The organism is Arthrobacter sp. efr-133-R2A-63, from assembly GCF_030209795.1.
GTDB classification, from domain to species: Bacteria; Actinomycetota; Actinomycetes; order Actinomycetales; family Micrococcaceae; genus Arthrobacter; species Arthrobacter bambusae_A.
In genome coordinates this window covers 186884-205618 of the sequence record NZ_JARVRG010000017.1, presented here as the reverse complement: position 1 = coordinate 205618, position 18735 = coordinate 186884, and the positions used below count along the sequence as shown (strand labels likewise).

Here is an 18735-nt window from a genome sequence, read left to right as displayed (position 1 = left end):
AGTCTATCCCGCCGCGCCCATGGTCCTGTACTGGCCGGTAGCCAGGCGTCGTGCCGCTCTCCATCGCTACCGGGTTCAATCGGTACCGGAGGACAGAAGCAGCGGGTTGTGATTGCCCGCGCTTTGGCGAACAAGCCCCAGGTGCTTTTGATCAAGCCGGTGGGTTCCCACCCGAAGATGACCGGGCTACTATCGTCCTCGTGACACCCGTGTGACCGAGGTCATGCGGCGGCAGCCCGACGACCTGGAGGTGCCCGATGGCGAATCCGTTGCAATGGCCCGTTCTGCGTCAGCTCCTCGAACACGATCCCACCGGTCGCCATCACGCTGCCAAGTCGCCGGCGACCGAAAGACTCACCGCCCGGATTGCAACTGCGGACCGGGTTGTTCCCTCGGTTTGCCCGTATTGCGCCGTTGGCTGTGCACAAAACGTCTACGTCAAAGACGGGAAGGTCATCCAGATCGAGGGCAACCCGGACTCGCCCATCAGCCGCGGCCGCTTGTGCCCCAAAGGGTCTGCGTCGCTGCAGCTGACCACCGGCGAATCACGGGAGAAGCACGTGCTCTACCGCCGTCCCCACGGTGCCGGCTGGGAACGGCTGGATCTTGATACGGCGATGGACATGGTCGCTCAGCGGGTTGTCGATACACGGCGTCGGACGTGGGAGTGGGAAAGCGACGGCGTGCGTACCCGCCGCACCCTCGGAATCGCGAGCCTGGGCGGTGCGACGCTGGACAACGAAGAGAACTACCTCATCAAGAAGTTGTTCACGTCGCTGGGAATAGTCCAAGTCGAAAACCAGGCGAGGGTATGCCACAGCTCCACCGTCGCCGGCCTCGGCACGAGCTTCGGGCGCGGCGGGTCGACGACCTACCTGCAGGACCTTCAACGGGCGGACTGCATCGTCATCCAGGGCTCCAACTTCGCTGAAGCCCATCCTGTGGGCTTCCAGTGGGTGATGGAAGCCAAGGAACGCGGTGCGAAAATCATCCACGTGGACCCGCGCTTCTCCCGGACGAGTGCCCTGGCCGATACCTTCGTGCCGATCCGCGCCGGCACCGATATCGCGTTCCTTGGCGGTTTGATCAACTGGGTGCTCACCCACGAGGCGTACTTCCGCGAGTATGTTGTCAACTACACGAACGCGGCCACGATCCTGCGGGACGATTTCCAGGACACGGAAGAGCTCGATGGCCTGTTCTCCGGGTTCAACCCCTCGGGGCCGTCTTACGACCCCGAGAGCTGGCAGTACGAGGGCGCCAACGTTGCGGCTTCGTCCGGTGAGAGGGAATCGCAATCCCAGGAGGGGGGAAGCCCTCTGGGGGAGTCCGGGCACGCGCACTCCCACGGTTCCGGCGGCCCCTCGCTGCGTGGACACTGGCGGAGGGACGAAACGCTGCAGGACCCGCGGTGCGTGTTCCAGACGCTCCGCCGGCATTACGCCCGGTACACACCAGAGATGGTCGAACAGATCTGCGGCGTGCCACAGGATCTGGTCAGCGAGGTGGCCGAAACAATCACGGCCAATTCCGGGCGCGATCGCACCACCGCTTTCGCATACGCCGTCGGCTGGACCCAACACACCACGGGCGTGCAATACATCCGTGCCGCCTCGGTCCTGCAGTTGCTGCTCGGGAACATCGGCCGGCCCGGGGGCGGAATCATGGCGCTGCGGGGCCACGCGAGCATCCAGGGCTCCAGCGACATCCCGACGCTTTTCGACCTGTTGCCCGGGTACCTGCCGATGCCGCACGCCCAGCAACACATCGACCTGGACGGATACGTCGAGGCCGACTCCGCGGAGCGCGGCTTCTGGGCCAACATGCGCGCCTACACCGTCAGCTTGCTCAAGGCCTGGTGGGGGGATGCCGCGACTGCCGAGAACGACTTCTGCTTCGACTATCTGCCCCGCATCACGGGGAGTCACAGCACCTATGACACGGTTGCCGCCCAGCTGGACGGAATCTGCAAGGGCTATTTCCTCATGGGCGAGAATCCCGCCGTCGGCTCGGCCAACGCACATTTACAACGCGAAGGCATGTCCAAGCTCGACTGGCTCGTGGTGCGCGATTTCTCCCTCATCGAAAGTGCCACCTGGTGGAAAGACGGTCCGGAGATCGCCACCGGACAGATGCGGACCGAAGACATCGCCACCGAAGTCTTTTTCTTCCCCGCTGCCGCCCACACGGAAAAAGCCGGTAGCTTCACCAACACCAACCGGCTGTTGCAGTGGCGCGAACAGGCAGTGGAGCCGGAAGCGGACCGGCGCAGTGACTTGTGGTTCATGTGGCACCTGGGCAACCGCGTGCGTGCGATGCTCGCGGCTTCGGATGATCCGGCCGACCAGCCGGTCTTGGACCTGACGTGGAACTACCCGACGATCGGAACCCACGCGGAGCCTGACTCGGACGCCGTTCTTGCCGAGATCAACGGGAGCAAGGCCGACGGAACTCCGCTCTCGGCCTACACCGAGTTGAAAGACGACGGATCGACGTCGTGCGGTTGCTGGATCTACTGCGGGTGCCGGGCCAACGGCGTCAACCAGGCCGCGCGCCGCAAGCCTCACACAGAGCAGAGCATCTCGAGCAGGGAGTGGGGATGGGCGTGGCCCGCCAACCGCCGGGAGCTTTACAACCGGGCCTCCGCCGACCCTGAGGGCCGGCCGTGGAGTGAGCGTAAGAAGCTCATCTGGTGGGACGAGGATGCCGGACAATGGACCGGCGACGACGTGCCGGACTTCGAGCCGACGAAACCGCCGTCCTACCGCCCCGATGAGGATGCCATGGGCACGGAGGCGATTTCCGGCGTCGATCCTTTCATCATGCAGGCAGACGGGAAGGGCTGGCTCTACACTCCGGCGGGGCTGGTGGACGGACCCATGCCGGTTCACTACGAACCTCAGGAGTCGCCCTTCGACAACATGCTGTACAGCCAGCAAAGAAATCCGGTGCGGAAGCTGATGTCCCGCGAGGGAAACCGCTACCACCCCAGCGGCCGGGACCGCGGCGCCGACGTTTTCCCCTACGTCTTGACGACTTACCGCCTGACCGAGCACTTCACCGCGGGAACAATGACCCGCTGGCTGCCCTACCTGGCGGAACTCCAACCGGAGCCCTTCTGCGAGGTCTCGCCGGAGTTGGCCGACGTGCGCGGATTGGACCACAAGGGCTGGGCAACACTCGTCTCGGCCCGGGGCGCCATCGAGGCGCGCGTACTGGTAACGAACCGGATGAAGCCGCTCACGGTGCACGGACGCACTGTCCACCAGATTGGAATGCCCTACCACTGGGGGCCCAACGGACTGTCACGAGGGGATGCCATGAACGAACTCTCATCCATCGCCATGGATCCGAATGTGCACATCCAGGAGGTCAAGGCGCTGACCGTCGACATACGCCCCGGCAGGCGCCCTCGCGGGCCGGCACTGCTGTCCCTTGTTGAGACTTACCGCCTGCGGGCCGGCATTGACGAGCACACCGGAGTTCAAGGAGCCACCAAATGAGCGTTACCCAACTGGGAATGCCGTCGATCGGAGTCCCGCGCAAGGGTTTCTTCACCGATACGAGCCTGTGCATCGGCTGCAAGGCGTGTGAGGTGGCGTGCAAGGAGTGGAACTCCGTTCCCGCGGACACATCGCTTGAACTCACAGGCGAATCGTTCGACAACACGTCAGCGTTGGGTGCGGATTCCTGGCGGCATGTGGCGTTCATCGAGAAGCAGGTTCCCGCGGCGGACCCGTCGGCGCATGATGGCGTCAAGTGGCTCATGTCCTCGGATGTGTGCAAGCACTGCACACACGCCGCTTGCCTGGACGTATGCCCCACAGGGGCCCTCTTCCGCACCGAGCACGGCACCGTCGTCGTCCAGCAGGACATTTGCAACGGTTGCGGCTACTGCGTTTCAGCATGCCCGTACGGTGTGATCGACCAGCGGCAGGGCGACGGCAGGGTATTCAAGTGCACGATGTGCTACGACCGGCTCGGCGCCGGCGAGGAGCCTGCCTGCGCGAAAGCCTGCCCTACGAAGTCCATCCAGTACGGTGAGCTCGACGAGCTCCGTGAACGGGCCGATGCACGCGTGACTGAGCTGCACGAGCGGGGCGAAGAGGGCGCCAGGTTGTACGGGCACAACCCCGACGACGGGGTCGGCGGAGACGGCGCATTCTTCCTGTTGCTGGATGAGCCTGAGACCTACGGCCTGCCCCCTGACCCCGTGGTGACGACGAGGGATCTGCCGGTGATGTGGAAGCGTGCGGCGGGTGCGGCCGCCGGTCTGTTGCTCGGCGCAGTCGCCGTTTTCTGGGGAGCCAGGAATTGAGCCCGCGTCGTGCTGCCACTGAGGAGTTCACGTCCTACTATGGCCGGCCGATCCTCAAGAAACCGACCTGGAGCGCCGTGGACATCGCGGGCTACATCTTCGCGGGTGGCCTGGCAGGGGCGACGTCGATGCTCGCGGCCGGTGCGCAGTACAGCGCCCGGCCGTCCCTTGAGCGGCGCTCCAAGCTTACGGCCCTGACCGCGATCTCAGCCTCCGCGGTGGCGCTCGTGCATGACCTTGGCCGCCCGGAGAGGTTCCTGAACATGCTGCGCGTGGCGAAACCGACCTCGCCGATGAGCATGGGCTCCTGGATCCTTTCCCTCTATGGTCCGTTGGCTGGGGCGAGTGCGGCATCCAATGTCCTCGGCATCCTGCCTCGCGCCGGCCGCGCATGCGGAGTCGGTGCCGCGGTGGCGGGTGCTGCCGTGGCCACGTACACCGGCGTGCTGCTTGCCGATACCGCCGTACCCACCTGGCACGACGCCCACGAGGCGCTGCCCTTCGTCTTCGCAGGCTCCGCCGCGGCGTCGGCTGGCGGCGTTGCCGCTGCCCTGGCTCCTGTGGCCGAGGCTGCTCCCGCCCGACGCATGGCGGTAGGCGGTGCCGTGCTGGAAACGGTGATGAGCCTGAAGATGGAACGCAGCGGAAAGCTGTCCGCCGAGACATTGCACCAGGGCCGCGCAGGGACACTACTGCGGCTGTCGAAGGCATTCACCGTGGGAGGCGCCGTGGGTCTCGCATTGGGCGGACGGCATTCGCGCCTCGTGAGCACGATGTGCGGACTTGCTGTCGCTGCCGGATCGGCGCTGCTTCGCTTCGGGGTGTTCGAAGCCGGTGTAGCCTCGACCCTCGATCCCAAATACGTCGTGGTACCGCAGCGGGAACGTGCCGACGAGGCCGCCCGACAGCGCGAAGCAGCGGGCGCATAGTGTGACGGCGAACCGAAATCGAAACGGCCCCGTCGGCAGGTTTTTCGGGCTTCCCGGGGCACGCCGGGTCTCGGGGGCCGTCCTGGAGCTGGTTCTCTGGTGGATCGGGGGAACGCTCTCCTGGCTCGTCACGGTGAGCACCGTGACGCTTCCGGAGACGGTCGCGGCAGCGTCGACGGCGTTACTCGGCGCGGTGCTTGCCCGCACGGCCCGGCGCGCCATGGGTTTCCAGGCCGCGGCGCGCGGCATCTGGCTACGATGGGCGGCTCTTGTTCCCGCCGCGGCCGTAACCGATACCGTGCGTCTCGCACGCTGGCTCGCGGGCCCCCGGGGGGAGTCCTTGCAGGACCAACGGATGCCGGGAACGGCTAGCCCCAAAGCAACAGGATGGCGCGCCGCGGCCATGATCGCCTTGTCCTCGACACCCGGATCCGTGGTTTTCTATTCCGACCCGGACGCGCACCGGATCCACGTACACGTCCTGGCAGAAGGCTGGCCCCGGCTCGACCGCCACGTGTCGCCAGGCACCGGACAAGGGTTATGAATGGATACCGCGATCTTGTGGTCGGCAGTGACCTTGGCGTTACTGCTCCTCGGGGTGGCGCCAAGCCTGTTCCTGGTTGCCCGCGGTAGCGACGTCCAACGATTGGTTGGACTCCAGCTGCTCACGGGTTCGAGCATCATGGTGTTGATAGGCCTCTCGATCATCGTCGGCCAGTCTTCGTACCTGATCGTCCCGCTCGTGCTTGCCGTGCTCGCCTCGATCGGGACGCTCGTCTACACCAGGCTGTTGAAACCGGGCATTGATGCGCAAGCGGTAAGGGACGAGGAATGACTGCAATGATCTTCGAGTCCATCTTTGCCGGATTGGGCGTACTGGCGGCGGCTTTCGGCTGCGTGGGAGCAGTACTGGCGCGCGAGCCCCTCGCACGCTTGCACTTCCTGGCGCCCGTGACGACCCTCGGAGTGCCGCTTTTTTCTGTCGCAGCCGTGATCTATTTTGGATTCTCCCTGGGTAGCGCCACCATCATCCTGATCGCGCTGGTCGCCGCTTTCGGCGGTCCCGCAGTGACGATCGCGGTCGGGAGGTCGCTCGCCGACGAGCGGGGACTGGATGTCGGAAGGTCGCCCGAATGAACGACGGAGTCCTGAGCAACCTCCTGATTGGCGTCAGCCTCACCCTGGTGCTTGTGGGAGCCGCGGCCGTCGTGTTCTCGCGCCATCCCTCAAAGCAGGCTGTGGTCCTTTCGTGCTACGGGCTGCTGCTCACCATCTTGTTTGTCGTCCTCCAGGCACCCGACGTGGCGCTCAGCCAAGTGGCCATTGGAACGGCTGTGGTCCCCCTGATCGTGGTTCTCGCGATCCGGAAAGTATCGGTCATCCGTGCCGAACACCGCGGGATCACAGACGGGCAGGAGGAGAAATGACGCGGCGGATCCGCCTCATCGTTCTTGGCGTCGGCATCGTCGCCTTCGCGGTCTCGATGGCGCTCGCGTTCACGGGCATGCCGCAGTTCGGCGGGGACCTCCACGCATACCGTGACGCGGCCGTTGCGGCCACCTACGCGCATGACACCGCAAACGCCGTTTCGAGCATCAACTTCGACCAGCGCGGCTTCGACACCTTCGGGGAAGAGACGATCCTGTTCTGCGCCGTCATCGGCGTCGCGGCGTTGCTGAGGCCGGTCTACCGCGAACGACGGCGGGAGGTCAGCGAGGCGGGCCACGTGCTCGAATCGACGAACCTCCTCGTCTATTTCCTGTTTCCGCTGACCGTCGTGCTGGCCGTCAACGTACTAGCGCACGGGGCCGTCACCCCTGGCGGCGGCTTCCAAGGTGGCGTCATCCTTTCAACGGGCATCCACTTGCTATACGTCGGCGGCCGATACTCCCTCCTGCGCAAGCTGCGGCCGCTTGCATGGTTCCACCAGGGCGAGGCGCTGGGCGTCGTCTTGTTCGGAGCCCTCGGGATCACGGGTGCCGCGCTCGGCTCGGCACTCTTCGCCAACGTCATCCCGCAAGGCCAGCTCGGCGATTTCATCTCCTCGGGAACAGTGCCGCTCTTCAACATCGCCGTGGGAATGACCGTCTGCAGCAGCGTCATCGTCCTCCTGGCCAGCTTCCTGGACCAAGCGCTCGCGATCCGGGCCGAGCGGGTAAGCGATCCAGGGCGAACGCCACGCTCCGGTTACGAGGAAGGGTCTGCGTCGTGAACTACTACGCATACTTTGTCGCAGTCAGCATCATGCTCCTTGGCGTCGCGGGGATCGCTACGAGCCGCAACCTGGTCCACACTGTCGTGTGCCTTTCGGTGGCCCAGTCGGGCACGTACGTGCTGCTCGTCGCCGTCGGCTTTCAATACGGGGGCGTGGCACCCATTTTCGGCGCGCAAGTCGGCAAGACCACCCCGGTCGTCGACCCTGTGGTCCAGGCATTGACCCTGACCGACATCGTCGTCTCGGCAGCGGTGACGTCGATGCTGCTGGCGCTCGTGATTCAAATCGCCAAGCGCCATCAGGCGATCGATCCCGACCGACTCGGTCGGTTGGAGGGCTGAGCGCATGGTCCCGGGTACGGCCGCCGCAGCCCTCATGCCCGCGGCCGTGATCGTCCTGATCCTGGCTTCGTGTGTGCTGATGTCCCTAGGGTCCCGCCTTCCACGCCGTTTCGCTGACGTGATCTCCCTCGCTGCCGCCGCGGCGGCAGCAACGCTTGAGGTGTTTATGATGGCTCCGGCGGGGAGCGAACGTCTTGTCTACTGGATGGGTGCGTGGCAGCCCCAGGGCGGCCGTGCCGTTGGAATCGCCCTGGTCGGAGACCAATTCAGCATCGGGATTTCCCTCCTCGCGGCGGTGCTGATGGTCGCTTCCCTCATCTTCTCGTGGCGGTACTTCGAGTCGGACACCGTCCACTACCACGGCTTGATGGTGCTCTTCCTCGCCGGTATGACAGGCTTCGCGTTCGCGGGCGACGTCTTCACCATGTTCGTCTTCTTCGAACTGATGGGCGTGGCCGCGTACGCACTGACAGGGCTCAAGGCCGAAGACCCGTCCGCAGTCCACGGTGCCATCAACTTCGGCATCGTGAACTCACTGGCCGCCTACTTTTCGCTCATGGGCGTCGGCCTCCTGTACGCACGCACCGGCAGCTTGAATCTGGCGGCCATCTCCACAGCACTGCTTGGTGACCGGAGCCCGCTGATCGCGATCGCGTTCATCCTCCTGTGCGCAGGGTTCCTCGTGAAAGCCGCGATCGTCCCGTTCCATTTTTGGCTCGACGACGCCCACGCCGTCGCACCCTCGCCCGTATGCGTGCTGTTTTCCGGAGTGATGGTCGAATTGGGCCTCTATGGCGTTGCGCGGGTTTACTGGGCGGCCTTCGCCGGTTCACAGATCGCTTCCCCGGCCCAGGTCCTTTTCATAGTGCTTGGCATCCTGACCGCCGTCGTGGGGAGCGTCATGTGCTTCCTTCAGCGGCACATCAAGAGACTGCTGGCGTACTCAACGATTGCCCACATGGGAGTCTTCCTGGCTGTTCTCGGCACCGCTTCCCCGGATGCGTTGGGAGGGGTTGCCGCGTACATCCTCGGCCACGCTGCGGTCAAGGGCTCCTTGTTCCTGCTGAGCGGGATCATATTGAACAGGTACGGCAGCGTCGACGAGTACACGCTCCGCGGACGCGGAAAGGATTCGCCGGTGCTTGGAATCGCCTTCGTGATCGCCGGTGCCGCGCTCGCAGGCGCGCCGCCCTTCGCCGCCGGCCTGGGCAAGGGCATCGCCGAGCATGCCTCATCGAGTGCAGGGCGGCTTTGGGTCCCTGTCCTTATGGTCGGGGTGTCGGCGGTGACAGCCGCCGCTGTGTTCCGTGTTTGCGGGCGGATATTCCTGGGTCTCGGCGGCCGCCCCGCCGGGATCGAGGCGGAGGGGATGAGCGGGGACGAGGAGCGTATCGAAGTACCCATCGGCCTGCGCCGTATCCCGATATCAATGGGTGCGCCGGCTGTGGGATTGCTGGCGGGCGCCCTTGCTTTGGGGGTGCTTCCGTCGATCGGCGATGCCGCCGAAGAGGCCGCAGCCCGGTTCATGGACCGCGCCGGCTATGTGTCGGCCGTCCTCGAGGGTCCGACCCCTTATGTGTCGCACCCAGCCACGGGCGCCGCATGGGAGCCGACGAGCGTCGCGCTGGGGCTGCTGTCGACCACGATCGCCGTCTTCATGGCGGCCGCGGCGCTCCATGGCTGGCGTCTGCCTTCCGCTCTCCGCAGCCCCGCGCACGCGGCCCAGCCGGCGCTAAGAATCCTCCGGCGCTTGCACTCCGGGCGCGTCGGCGACTATGTCGTGTGGCTGCTCGTGGGCCTCGCGGCAGGGTGGGCCCTGGTGCTCGGCTGAAATCTTCCGCGGCGTGGAGTGGAAGCCTAAGATTGCCGACGCCCGGAGCGAGCGATGCAACGGCGGTAGTCGAGCTGCCAAGCACAGCGGGGCAAGGATGACGAAAATATCGCCGGACTGCGATTCAGCGCCGGCTCCTCAAGCGCGCCCCCTAGTCGTGTGATTTGTTCCGGGCCTCGCGCTGTTGCCGCTCAAGCTTGGCTTCCGCATCCGTCCGCCGCTGGCCTACGATGCGCATCTGGTGGGTGGTCGGGTGCTCGTACTCCTCCGCGGACATGCCCTTCTCCCTGGGAAAGTAGCCGGCTGCCGGGGACGCGAGCTTATGGTCTTGGTTTTCGCTCATATCAAAATCGTCCCACTCGAAAGCGTTCCCCAAAAGAGGTTGAAAATCGTTCGGATGGAGGGCGCCGGCGCGCCGCTACATGAGCCATTGGACTGAGACGTTCATGGCGAGCAAGGCATTCGTCAGGGGCGCAAGAATCGAATCGTCGGCTTCCATGCGATGCAACGTGGCCAGGAAATCATCTATTTGGGTGGTGGTGAACCCGCCGTCCCGGAGTTGCTGGATAGCGAGCTCGGTATTCTGCTTCCGGGTGTTACTGAATCGCGGATTTACTTCTGGCTGTAACGGTTCCGAATCCATGACCTCTGCTTGCCCCCGATGTTTCCCTGCGCGTAGGACGCTCCCCGCATAAGGTATTCCTGCCTCACAAATGCTACTATCCCAAACCGCGGGTGGCGCAACCTCGGCAGCCAATACCATGGGGCAATGATGGATAAGTCGTCGGTTCCCGGCGCGTTGAAGCACGAGGTGGCCCGTGATCCCCGTCCCGGGCGCTGGGTGTCGCGATGCTCGCTGCCATGGCTGCGGCGAGCGTCATGGCCGCCGCCGCGCCCGGTGCCTTTGGCGAACGGGCGTGGGCCTTTTCGCTGGCCAATGCTGCGATTCGTGTTGTCCTGCTGGTCCTGTGGCTGTACCAACACCGCGACCAACACCGCGAAAATTCGTCCGAAACTCCGTGGCGGATCTGGATCTACAACGGCGGCACAGCGGTCCTCTGGCTCATCTCTGCCGTCTTGCCGCTCCACATCGCCGTCGTTCTGTGGGCTGCCGCGATCGTCGTCGAGGTTGGCATGGTGGTGGTTGGAGCCCGCCTTTGGCCCGACCGGAGCATCGGCGGCATCAATATCGAACACGCTTCCGAGCGGCTTGGCCTGTTCGTCATCATTGTCCTCGGCGAGTCCATCTTCACGATCGTCACTGAGGTGTCCGCTCATTGGGGGCCGGGCGCGGGGCTGGTCGGCGATCTCGGATTCCTGGTAGTGGCCTTCCTCGGCTGTGCGTTCTTCCAGTACGGCACCGGGACCATCACCGCGGGGCTCGAGCGCCTCCAGGCTCGGTCCGATTTCGCCGGGATCCTTCAGACCACGTTGTTCATACCGTTTCTCCTGGTTCCGGGGGTGACTGCGATTGCCGGGGCGATCGCGACAGCCGTTCCAGCACCTTACGAGCATTTGCCGTTCGGTTCCGGGATTTCCCTCGGCAGCGGCCTGGCCCTCTTCTATACGTGCAATGCGATCGTGTCGCTGCGCTACGGTCAGCGACCACGCGCAGTGCTGCCGTGGGCAGTTCCCACCGGCACGCCCCAACTAGCTGACAGTTGTTGTCGTTCTGGGCCCTCAAAACGACAACAACTGCGAGACAGTTGGGTCAGCCGTTGATCACCTGCGGCACGCCGAGTGCTTTGAGGCCTTCGACGCCGAATTCGAGGCCGTAGCCGGATTGCTTGGCGCCGCCGAAGGGGATGCGGGGGTCGACGGCGCCGTGTTTGTTGATCCAGACGGTGCCGGCTTGGAGGCGGGCGGCGACGTCGCGGGCGGCGTCCAGGTCCGTGGACCAGACGGAGGCGCCGAGTCCGACGTCGAGCGCGTTCGCCAGCGCCACTGCCTCGTCGATGGTGGTGTAGCGGATGATCGGCAGTGCCGGGCCGAATTGCTCCTCGGCGACGAGCGGGTTGTTGTTGTCGATGTCGGCCACGAGGGTGGTGGGGTAGAAGTTGCCGGGCTGGTCGGTCTCGGGGTTGCCGCCGAGCAGGATCCGGGCGCCGGAGTCGCGGGCGGCGTCGACGAGGCGGGCGACGATGTTGTATTGCTGGCGGTTCTGCAGCGGGCCGAGGACGTTGTTTTCGTCGAGGCCAACGCCCATGGGCATGGCCTTCGCAACGGCCGTGAGTTCCGTGCACACGGCGTCGTAGATGTCGTCGTGGACGTAGAGGCGTTTGAGTGCGGCGCAGGTCTGGCCGGTGTTGATGAAGGCGCCCCAGAAGAGTCCTTCGGCGATGGCGGCGGGGTCGGCGTCGGGCAGGACGATGCCGGCGTCGTTGCCGCCGAGTTCGAGGGTGAGGCGTTTGACGGTGTCTGCGCTGGAGCGGATGATGGCTTTGCCGGTGGTGGTGGAGCCGGTGAACATGACCTTGCCGATGGCGGGGTGGGTAGCGAGCGCTTCGCCGACGTCGCGGCCGCCGGAGACCACGGTGAGGAGGCCTTCGGGGAGTTCTTCGTTGATCACGGCGGCGAGGGCCAGGACGGACAGGGGTGTGTATTCGGAAGGTTTGACGACGACGGCGTTGCCCATGCGCAGGGCGGGGGCGATCTGCCAGATAGTGATCATCATGGGCCAGTTCCAGGGTCCGATCGCGCCGACGACGCCGATGGGCCGGTAGTGCAGTTCGGCGCGGGTGTCGCCGTCGTCCACCACGGTTTCGGCCTCGAGCGGGGTGGCGGCGGCGGCGCGGAGCCACGCGGCGCAGGCGCCGACTTCGAAGCGGGCGTTGGGGCCGTTCAAGGGCTTGCCTTGCTCGCGGGAGAGCAAGCGGGCGAGTTCCTCGGCGGAGCGCTCGACGGCGTCGGCGGCCTTCAGGAGCGCGGCGGACCGGGCGTCGTGGCCGGCCGCAGCCCATGCCGGCTGGGCTGCCCGGGCGGCGTCGATGGCCGCCTGGAGGTCCTCGACGGTGTGGACCGGTGCCTCGCCGACGGCGGTGCCCGTGGCGGGGTCGAGGATGGTCCGGGTTTCGCCGGTGGCCGGGGTGATTGAAGCGAGGAGGGCGTCGTAGCTTTCCAAGGGGTTACTCCACTCTGAGTTGGTAATGGTTTTCAAGGATTGGACACTGCGGTCAGACGGCCATCAGGATCATGGCGCCCAAGGCCCCAGCCGAAGAGATGGCCTCAAGCGGGGCGGACGCGTGACGACGGTGTCCGCGCCCTTTCCGGCAAAGCGATTGGACCGCCAGGACGATCGAGTAGGCGATGACCGCTGCCGCGAGGACAACTGCCAGGGCCGGGTTCGCTCCACCAAGTCCCGCGTGCGCATGGGTTTGGTGAACAGAACCGGATGGGGCTGTGGGAAGGGTTGTGACAAAAACGGCGAACATCGCCACTATGGACAAGGAACGGTGTATTTCCATGCCGCCGCGGCGATCCTTGGGCAGGAGCATCAGCGGTAACGGTGAAGTGAGAAGCAGCAGGAGGCCCCACACGACGCCCGGAAGGATGCCGGGCCCGACACTCGTGTCCGCCATCGCCACGAGCATGAGTGCCATCGGTCCCCACTGGCTGAGGTTCCTGACCACGCCTTCGCGCAGGGGGCTCCAGATTCCGAGGGCGCAGCAGGCCAGCATGACTATCGAAAGGATCGTGTGCATGGTGTTCACAGGTCATCGGTCCCGGCGCTACACGTCTTCTTCGTCGCCGAGGTGGACAGCCGCCGGCCCCTCTTCGCCGTGCCCGATCCGCCGATATACGCCGGGGTTGTTCCGGCGGATGCGGAACGCCCAGGCGATCCCCACCAGCCCGGGCACGATGATCGTGGCCGGCAGGATGAACGTCAGCGCATTGGTCTCGCTTTGGCCCAGCAGTACGTTGAAGTTGACCACAATCAGAACGAAGATCGCCGCCAGGAGCACGAATCCCAGTGCAGGGGCGACCACGCGGGTCCACAAACCGGCGTCATGCCTGTTCTTGCGGAAGAATCCAATGACCGCCAGGGAGACAACGGTCATCAAGAGGACAAGTCCCATCGCGCCGTCGTTGGTCAGCCACGTGAACATGGTGAGGACAGGGTAGAGATCACCGAGCGAGGATCCGGTCCCGGCGATGGCGAACGCCACCGTGACGACGACGGCGATCACCGTCTGGGCGATTGAGCCGGCGTAGGGGGCGCCGCTGTGCCGCCGTACTGCACCCAGCTTCCGGGGAAGGACTTGTTCCCGGCCAAGGGAGAAGAAGTAGCGCGCGGCGGCGTTGTGGAAGCTGACCAAGGCTGCGAACAGGCTGGTGACGAAGAGCAAGCGGGCCAGGTCGGCGAGGAGGACACCTGCGTGGTCACTCAGGAAACCGAACATCAGGTCCGGTCCTTGTTTCGCGGAGGCGTGGACCACAGCGGACGGACCGGTTCCGACCGCCATGGCCCAGGAGGACACCGCGTAGAACAGGGCAATGATGGCCACTGCCGTATACGTGGCCCGGGCGACGGTGTGCTTGGGGTCCTTGCTTTCCTCGCCATAGATCGCGGCCGATTCGAATCCCATGAACGCCGCGATGCCGAAGGAGAGGACGGCCCCGACGCCCGGGACAAAGAGGCTCTGCGGGCTCAGCGGCGCGCCGCTGACTCCCTCGGGTGCCACGATGAAGGAGGCGACGTCGTAGACGATCACCACGAGGAACTCCAGTCCGACGAGCACTCCGAGGACCTTCGCTGACAGGTCCACCCGGTTCACGCCGAGGAATGCGACGACGGCGATGCAGACGAGCACCGGAATCCACCACGGGACAGTGGCGCCGAATCGTTCGTTGATCAAGCTTGAGACAGTGAAGCCGAAGAGCCCGTAGATGCCTACTTGCATCAGGTTGTAGGCCATCAGCGCCACCATGGAAACACCAACGCCGACCGGTCGCGAGATGCCCTGGGCAACGTAGGAATAGAAGGCACCGGCGTTGACGACGTAACGGCTCATTGCCGCGTAGCCGACCGCGAATACAGCGAGGGTTCCGCCGAGCAGCAGGAAGGACAGCGGTACTCCGGTGACTCCGGTGACGCCAAACGTCGTCGTCACCCCGCCGGCGAGGACCGTGAGCGGAGCCGAGGCGGCAATGATCATGAAGGTCACTGCCGGGACGCCGAGACGGCGTCGATGGTGATGCGGGTGATCCACCTCAGTGGTCTCTTTCCCGGTTGTTAAGCTCATTTCTGGACCTCCATGTGGCAGTGGCCGCCTTCGGCGGGCTTTGAGGCGGGGACATCGAGGACGGGGCTCCGATCGAAGAAGCCTTCGGGGCGCAGTTTGAAGCCCACGGTGTCCACGGGCATGATGGGCCAGTCCTCGGGGCGGGGGAAGTGAGTCAGTCCGAAGGTATGCCAGACGACGATGTCCTGTCCGTCGATGTCCCTGTCGCCGGCAATGTAGGACGGCAGTCCGGCCCCTCCGGAGTGCTGGTTGACGAAGTCGCCGCTCGGGTAGCGCTCGTTCTCGTCGTAGCGGGTCACCCACAGATCCTTCGTTGCGAATGCTGCACGCCGGGCGATGGACGATTCGGGGTCGGCCAGGAGCATGGGATGCCCCTGTCCGTGGAGTTTGTAGCCGACGGGGTCGCCCAGGCGGTTGAGTGATTCGGGGTTGGAGATGATCCAGGCCCGTCCGGCCGCCATGTCGGACTCGCGGACGGCCTCAGATTCGCTCTTGAGCACCGTCCGACGGCGGGCGAAGGCGTTGCCGCGCTCGTTGCCTTCTCCCATGGGTACACGGACGGCGTCCTCTTCTTCGACCCGGTTGCTCAGGCCGTCGATGGCGAAATCCAGTCGCGCGCTGAAAAGATGCTGGTGGAAGGGAGCCCCAAGGCCGGGGGCGAGCTCCGAGGCGTACGGGTAGCCCTTTCCGGGGTGGGCGCTGGTGAAGACGACGCCGGTGGCCTTGGCTTCGAACTCGATGGTTCCGTCGAGGTAGAGGTACCAGTAGAAGCCGTAGTCGTAGTTGCCGATGGTCGTGAAGAAACTGATGACGAGCCTGCGGTTCCGGCGAGTGTAGTTCACGCCGCTCCAGAGGTCGCTGTGCTTGGCGAGGATGCTCCAATCCTCTTCGTGCATGCAGATTCCGTTGCGGATTTCCCGTGGGCGGCCGAACGCGTCGCTGACGACCGGGCTGAGGTAGGTGATGTCGCCGAGGCAATCGCAGCCGAGCTCGAGCGAGTTGGCGTACTGGCCCACCAGGTATTCGCCGGTATCGAAGTAGTTCTGCCAGGAGCGCACGGGGGAGGGGTCCCCGTAAGGCACCACCATTTCGGCGATGGAAGCCCGCTTGAGGATGCTGCGACGGCGATCGCCGTCGTCGAACGCCACATTGTGGAGAACGACGCCTTCCCGGACATCGAAGCCGATGTCCAGGCTCCATTTCTCCCACTCGACGTGGTTTCCATCGTGGACCGTGAAGCTCGGGCCTTCCGGCTGGGTGATGTGGATCGGCTTCTGGGTGGTTCGCATCGGCCCGGTCAATTCAGGGTCCGTAAAGTTGCCGTGTTCTTCCGGCACCGGGACCGGCCCGAAATCCAGGACCTGGTCCACCGTTTTGCTGACGACCTCGACGTAGGCAACCAGCCCGTCCACGGGGTGGGCCCAGGCACTGTCCCCGGGGAACTCCTGGACGAAAGCCAAACCCCGCAGAATCCGGCGGCCCTTCTCTTCCGGGTACTCGAAGACTCCGGCCGACAGGGGAGCGACCCTGACTTTGCTGACATCGAGGTTCCGGTCAGCCAAGGCCTTGAGCCATCGTTCGTCCTGGGCGAGGATCTCTTCAACCACCTCGAATTCCTCTTCGATCACCGGAAGCTCGCCCGTCACCGAAGTGTCGAGTTCCACTTTCGAGACCACTTCCTGATGCGTCACGGAAACCACGACGTCCTGTGCCGCACCGGTTGAAACGTTGTGCAGGAAAACCCTGAACCTGCGGTCCACAGCCTCCGCATTCCGCGGTGGCTCAAGGAGGCCAAGGTAGGCGATCCGGATGGAGCCGTCGAAGAGTCCGGCGTCGGCCAGGACGCCCCTGACGGCCGTGATGTCTTCGGCACTCGTCAAGGCAAACGGAGACGGTCCGGCAAACGCAGCCATTTCGGCGATTTCTGGAGAAGAAGTTGTGCTCATGGAAGGCCTTTGTGAGTGGCGATTTATTTTCTATGTGTGTAGAGAATAGCATCGTGTAATCTGAGTCACAACGGTTGTAGAAAAAAAGATTTGGGGAAAGCGTGCCGAAGATCGTAGACCACGACAAGCGCAGGGTGGAGCTCGTCGAAGCCACGTGGCGGATCATCGCCAGCAGGGGGATCGAAGGAGCCACCATGCGCGAGATAGCAACGGAAGCAGGCTTTGCCAACGGCGCGCTCAAGCCGTATTTCCCCACAAAGGACGATCTCTTGACGTTTGCCTTCGGCCACGTCTTCAACCAGACGAATACCCGCATGAGCGATTCCACTGCCGGCCAGCGGGGCCTGTCTGCATTGCGCAGCTATTGCCATGAAATTTTGCCGCTCGACGCCGAGAGGCTCAACGAGGCGCGCATCGCGATTGCCTTCTGGCAACGCGCCCTGACGGACCCGGCGAAGGCCGCTTTGCACGATTCCTCAATGGAGCAGTGGCGTGAAGCCCTGTTCGACAAGCTCCGTGAAGCCAGGGAACTCGGCGAACTGAAGGAGGGACTGAACGACGACGACATCGTTGGCGGGATCATGACCTTCGCGCTCGGTGCCCAGATCACGGCCACCCTGACGCCGGAACACCACTCGGCAGATCAGCTACGGTCCCAACTGGAGACCTATATATCCCTCATTTCATCCGAAAAGCGCGATCTCGTGCCAACGGCCGGCCCGAAAAGATCCGCTTAGCGGCGCAGGGTGCTCTGCCTCGCCACGAGTTCCGGCGTGAACACCACTTGGCTGTGCACGTGGCCGGGCTCGTCGTCGATTTCGTCGAAGAGCAGCTGGGCGGCGCGCTCGCCGATCAGCTGCCTTGGCTGACTGATGGAGCTGAGCGGGATGCTCGACTGCGAAGCGAAATCGATGTCGTCGAAGCCCACGATCGCGATGTCCTCGGGCACGCGGAGCCCGTTGGCCGCGAAGGACTGCAACAGCCCGAGCGCCAGTTGGTCGTTCGCCGCAAACACGGCGTCCGGCCGCTTGGCGGGCTGGAGATTCCACATGAGATCGCCAATTTGGCGCCCGCGCTCAAATTTCAGATCGGGCGTTTCGAATAATTGAAGGGGGAGGCCCGCCCGTTGCGCCGCGTCGGCTGCACCCCGGTAGCGGTCCTCAACCTGCTGCAGCGTGAAGGGGCCTCCCACGAATGCAGGGCGGACTGCGCCGATGCTGACAAGATGGTCCAGGGCGGTCGCCCCGCCGGCGACGTCGTCCACCGAAACCGAGCAGAACTCATCTGTGCTTGCGAGCCTGTCCACGAGTACGGAGGGGATGCCCCGGGTGCGCATTTTCTCAAGCCGTTCAAGGACGTTCCCGAACGGAGTGATCAGGACGCCTTGGACACGCTGCTGCTCGAACAGGTCCAGATAGGCCTGCTCACGCCCGGCGTTTTCGGCGCTGTTGGCCAGGATCAGGGAGTGCTTGTGGTCCTCGGCGACGTTTTCAGCCCCCAGGGCCACATCGGTGAAGAAGGGGTTGCGGACGTCCAGCACCAGCATGCCCAGGCTCCGCGTGGATCCGGACCGTAGCGAGCGGGCTGATTCGTTTCGCACGAATCCCAACTGGTCGATCGCGGCCAGGACCCGGCTTCTCTTGTCGAACGACACTTGGTCCGGCCGGTTGAGGACATTCGAAACAGTGCCGACCGAAACTCCCGCAAGAGCGGCGACGTCCGTCAGCTTCGCACCCGGTCCGGTTGGCACGCTGAACCTCCCAATCGATGAATCGAATCAATCCGTTTCGTCAATGTTACGTGGCTCAACCGGCGATCTCCTGGATTGACTATTGACACGCCATGGAAGCAGGCCCTACCGTGTGAGTAGGTTCTTAAATGAATCGATTCAAAACATGGCTTGGGCCTCCCA

Annotated in this window: 19 protein-coding genes; 12 read left to right on the top strand and 7 right to left on the bottom strand. The window is 64.6% G+C overall.

Annotated features, from left to right (window positions below):
* Positions 1-257 precede the first annotated feature (257 nt).
* The 10 genes from fdh to QRN45_RS09035 are packed head-to-tail and all read left to right on the top strand — an operon-like array spanning position 258 to position 9634.
* Positions 258-3503 (top strand): formate dehydrogenase, encoded by a 3246-nt coding sequence (fdh, locus tag QRN45_RS09080; RefSeq protein ID WP_284763041.1) that lies wholly within the window; start codon positions 258-260, stop codon positions 3501-3503.
* Complete coding sequence (locus QRN45_RS09075; RefSeq protein ID WP_241708595.1) at positions 3500-4318, top strand: 4Fe-4S dicluster domain-containing protein; 819 nt, start codon at positions 3500-3502, stop codon at positions 4316-4318. The genes fdh and QRN45_RS09075 overlap by 4 nt, the downstream gene beginning before the upstream one ends.
* Positions 4315-5247 carry an NrfD/PsrC family molybdoenzyme membrane anchor subunit gene (gene nrfD / locus QRN45_RS09070; protein ID WP_284763040.1) on the top strand — a complete coding sequence of 311 codons (933 nt, stop codon included), beginning with the start codon at positions 4315-4317 and terminating at the stop codon, positions 5245-5247. The genes QRN45_RS09075 and nrfD overlap by 4 nt, the downstream gene beginning before the upstream one ends.
* Before the next feature lies 1 nt (position 5248).
* The gene (locus tag QRN45_RS09065) at positions 5249-5791 is read left to right on the top strand and encodes a hypothetical protein (RefSeq protein ID WP_284763039.1); all 543 of its coding nucleotides are present in this window, start codon (positions 5249-5251) and stop codon (positions 5789-5791) included.
* Positions 5792-6082: a monovalent cation/H+ antiporter complex subunit F gene (locus QRN45_RS09060; protein WP_264636378.1), complete on the top strand. Its 291-nt coding sequence runs from the start codon at positions 5792-5794 to the stop codon at positions 6080-6082.
* A complete protein-coding gene (locus QRN45_RS09055; protein WP_241708581.1) occupies positions 6079-6384 on the top strand; it encodes a monovalent cation/H(+) antiporter subunit G in 306 nt (101 codons plus the stop codon). Before QRN45_RS09060 ends, QRN45_RS09055 begins: the two co-directional genes overlap by 4 nt.
* Positions 6381-6674: a Na(+)/H(+) antiporter subunit B gene (locus QRN45_RS09050; RefSeq protein ID WP_216353759.1), complete on the top strand. Its 294-nt coding sequence runs from the start codon at positions 6381-6383 to the stop codon at positions 6672-6674. The genes QRN45_RS09055 and QRN45_RS09050 overlap by 4 nt, the downstream gene beginning before the upstream one ends.
* Positions 6671-7459 carry an MnhB domain-containing protein gene (locus QRN45_RS09045; protein ID WP_284763036.1) on the top strand — a complete coding sequence of 263 codons (789 nt, stop codon included), beginning with the start codon at positions 6671-6673 and terminating at the stop codon, positions 7457-7459. Before QRN45_RS09050 ends, QRN45_RS09045 begins: the two co-directional genes overlap by 4 nt.
* A complete protein-coding gene (locus tag QRN45_RS09040; protein WP_078105144.1) occupies positions 7456-7803 on the top strand; it encodes a sodium:proton antiporter in 348 nt (115 codons plus the stop codon). The genes QRN45_RS09045 and QRN45_RS09040 overlap by 4 nt, the downstream gene beginning before the upstream one ends.
* A gap of 4 nt (positions 7804-7807) precedes the next feature.
* Positions 7808-9634, top strand: coding sequence for a complex I subunit 5 family protein (locus tag QRN45_RS09035; RefSeq protein ID WP_284763034.1), 1827 nt, complete (start codon positions 7808-7810; stop codon positions 9632-9634).
* A 151-nt stretch (positions 9635-9785) separates the two neighbouring features.
* Here the strand turns inward: QRN45_RS09035 and QRN45_RS09030 are convergent, their stop codons facing one another.
* Together QRN45_RS09030 and QRN45_RS09025 are read right to left on the bottom strand one after the other, a co-directional pair.
* Positions 9786-9977, bottom strand: coding sequence for a hypothetical protein (locus tag QRN45_RS09030; RefSeq protein ID WP_241708577.1), 192 nt, complete (start codon positions 9975-9977; stop codon positions 9786-9788).
* Between the two features lie 75 nt (positions 9978-10052).
* Positions 10053-10277, bottom strand: coding sequence for a hypothetical protein (locus tag QRN45_RS09025; RefSeq protein WP_241708576.1), 225 nt, complete (start codon positions 10275-10277; stop codon positions 10053-10055).
* A 206-nt stretch (positions 10278-10483) separates the two neighbouring features.
* Between QRN45_RS09025 and QRN45_RS09020 the strand changes: the two genes are divergently transcribed.
* Positions 10484-11356 (top strand): low temperature requirement protein A, encoded by an 873-nt coding sequence (locus QRN45_RS09020; protein ID WP_284763031.1) that lies wholly within the window; start codon positions 10484-10486, stop codon positions 11354-11356.
* On the opposite strand, the gene QRN45_RS09015 is transcribed toward QRN45_RS09020, so the two are convergent.
* From QRN45_RS09015 to QRN45_RS09000, 4 genes are read right to left on the bottom strand one after another with little or no spacing between them, the layout of a single operon-like run.
* On the bottom strand, positions 11346-12755 hold the full coding sequence (locus QRN45_RS09015) for an aldehyde dehydrogenase family protein (RefSeq protein ID WP_284763134.1): 1410 nt from the start codon (positions 12753-12755) through the stop codon (positions 11346-11348). The genes QRN45_RS09020 and QRN45_RS09015 overlap by 11 nt on opposite strands.
* Before the next feature lie 52 nt (positions 12756-12807).
* Positions 12808-13344 carry a hypothetical protein gene (locus QRN45_RS09010; RefSeq protein WP_241708574.1) on the bottom strand — a complete coding sequence of 179 codons (537 nt, stop codon included), beginning with the start codon at positions 13342-13344 and terminating at the stop codon, positions 12808-12810.
* A gap of 18 nt (positions 13345-13362) precedes the next feature.
* Positions 13363-14877, bottom strand: a complete 1515-nt coding sequence (locus QRN45_RS09005; protein ID WP_284763029.1) for an APC family permease — start codon at positions 14875-14877, stop codon at positions 13363-13365.
* Entirely contained in the window at positions 14874-16790 is a 1917-nt protein-coding gene (locus tag QRN45_RS09000; protein WP_284763133.1) for a primary-amine oxidase, read from the bottom strand. The genes QRN45_RS09005 and QRN45_RS09000 overlap by 4 nt, the downstream gene beginning before the upstream one ends.
* A 134-nt stretch (positions 16791-16924) precedes the next feature.
* Between QRN45_RS09000 and QRN45_RS08995 the strand changes: the two genes are divergently transcribed.
* Positions 16925-17560 (top strand): TetR/AcrR family transcriptional regulator, encoded by a 636-nt coding sequence (locus QRN45_RS08995; protein ID WP_284763028.1) that lies wholly within the window; start codon positions 16925-16927, stop codon positions 17558-17560.
* On the opposite strand, the gene QRN45_RS08990 is transcribed toward QRN45_RS08995, so the two are convergent.
* The gene (locus QRN45_RS08990; RefSeq protein WP_284763027.1) at positions 17557-18573 is read right to left on the bottom strand and encodes a LacI family DNA-binding transcriptional regulator; all 1017 of its coding nucleotides are present in this window, start codon (positions 18571-18573) and stop codon (positions 17557-17559) included. The genes QRN45_RS08995 and QRN45_RS08990 overlap by 4 nt on opposite strands.
* Between the last annotated feature and the right edge of the window lie 162 nt (positions 18574-18735).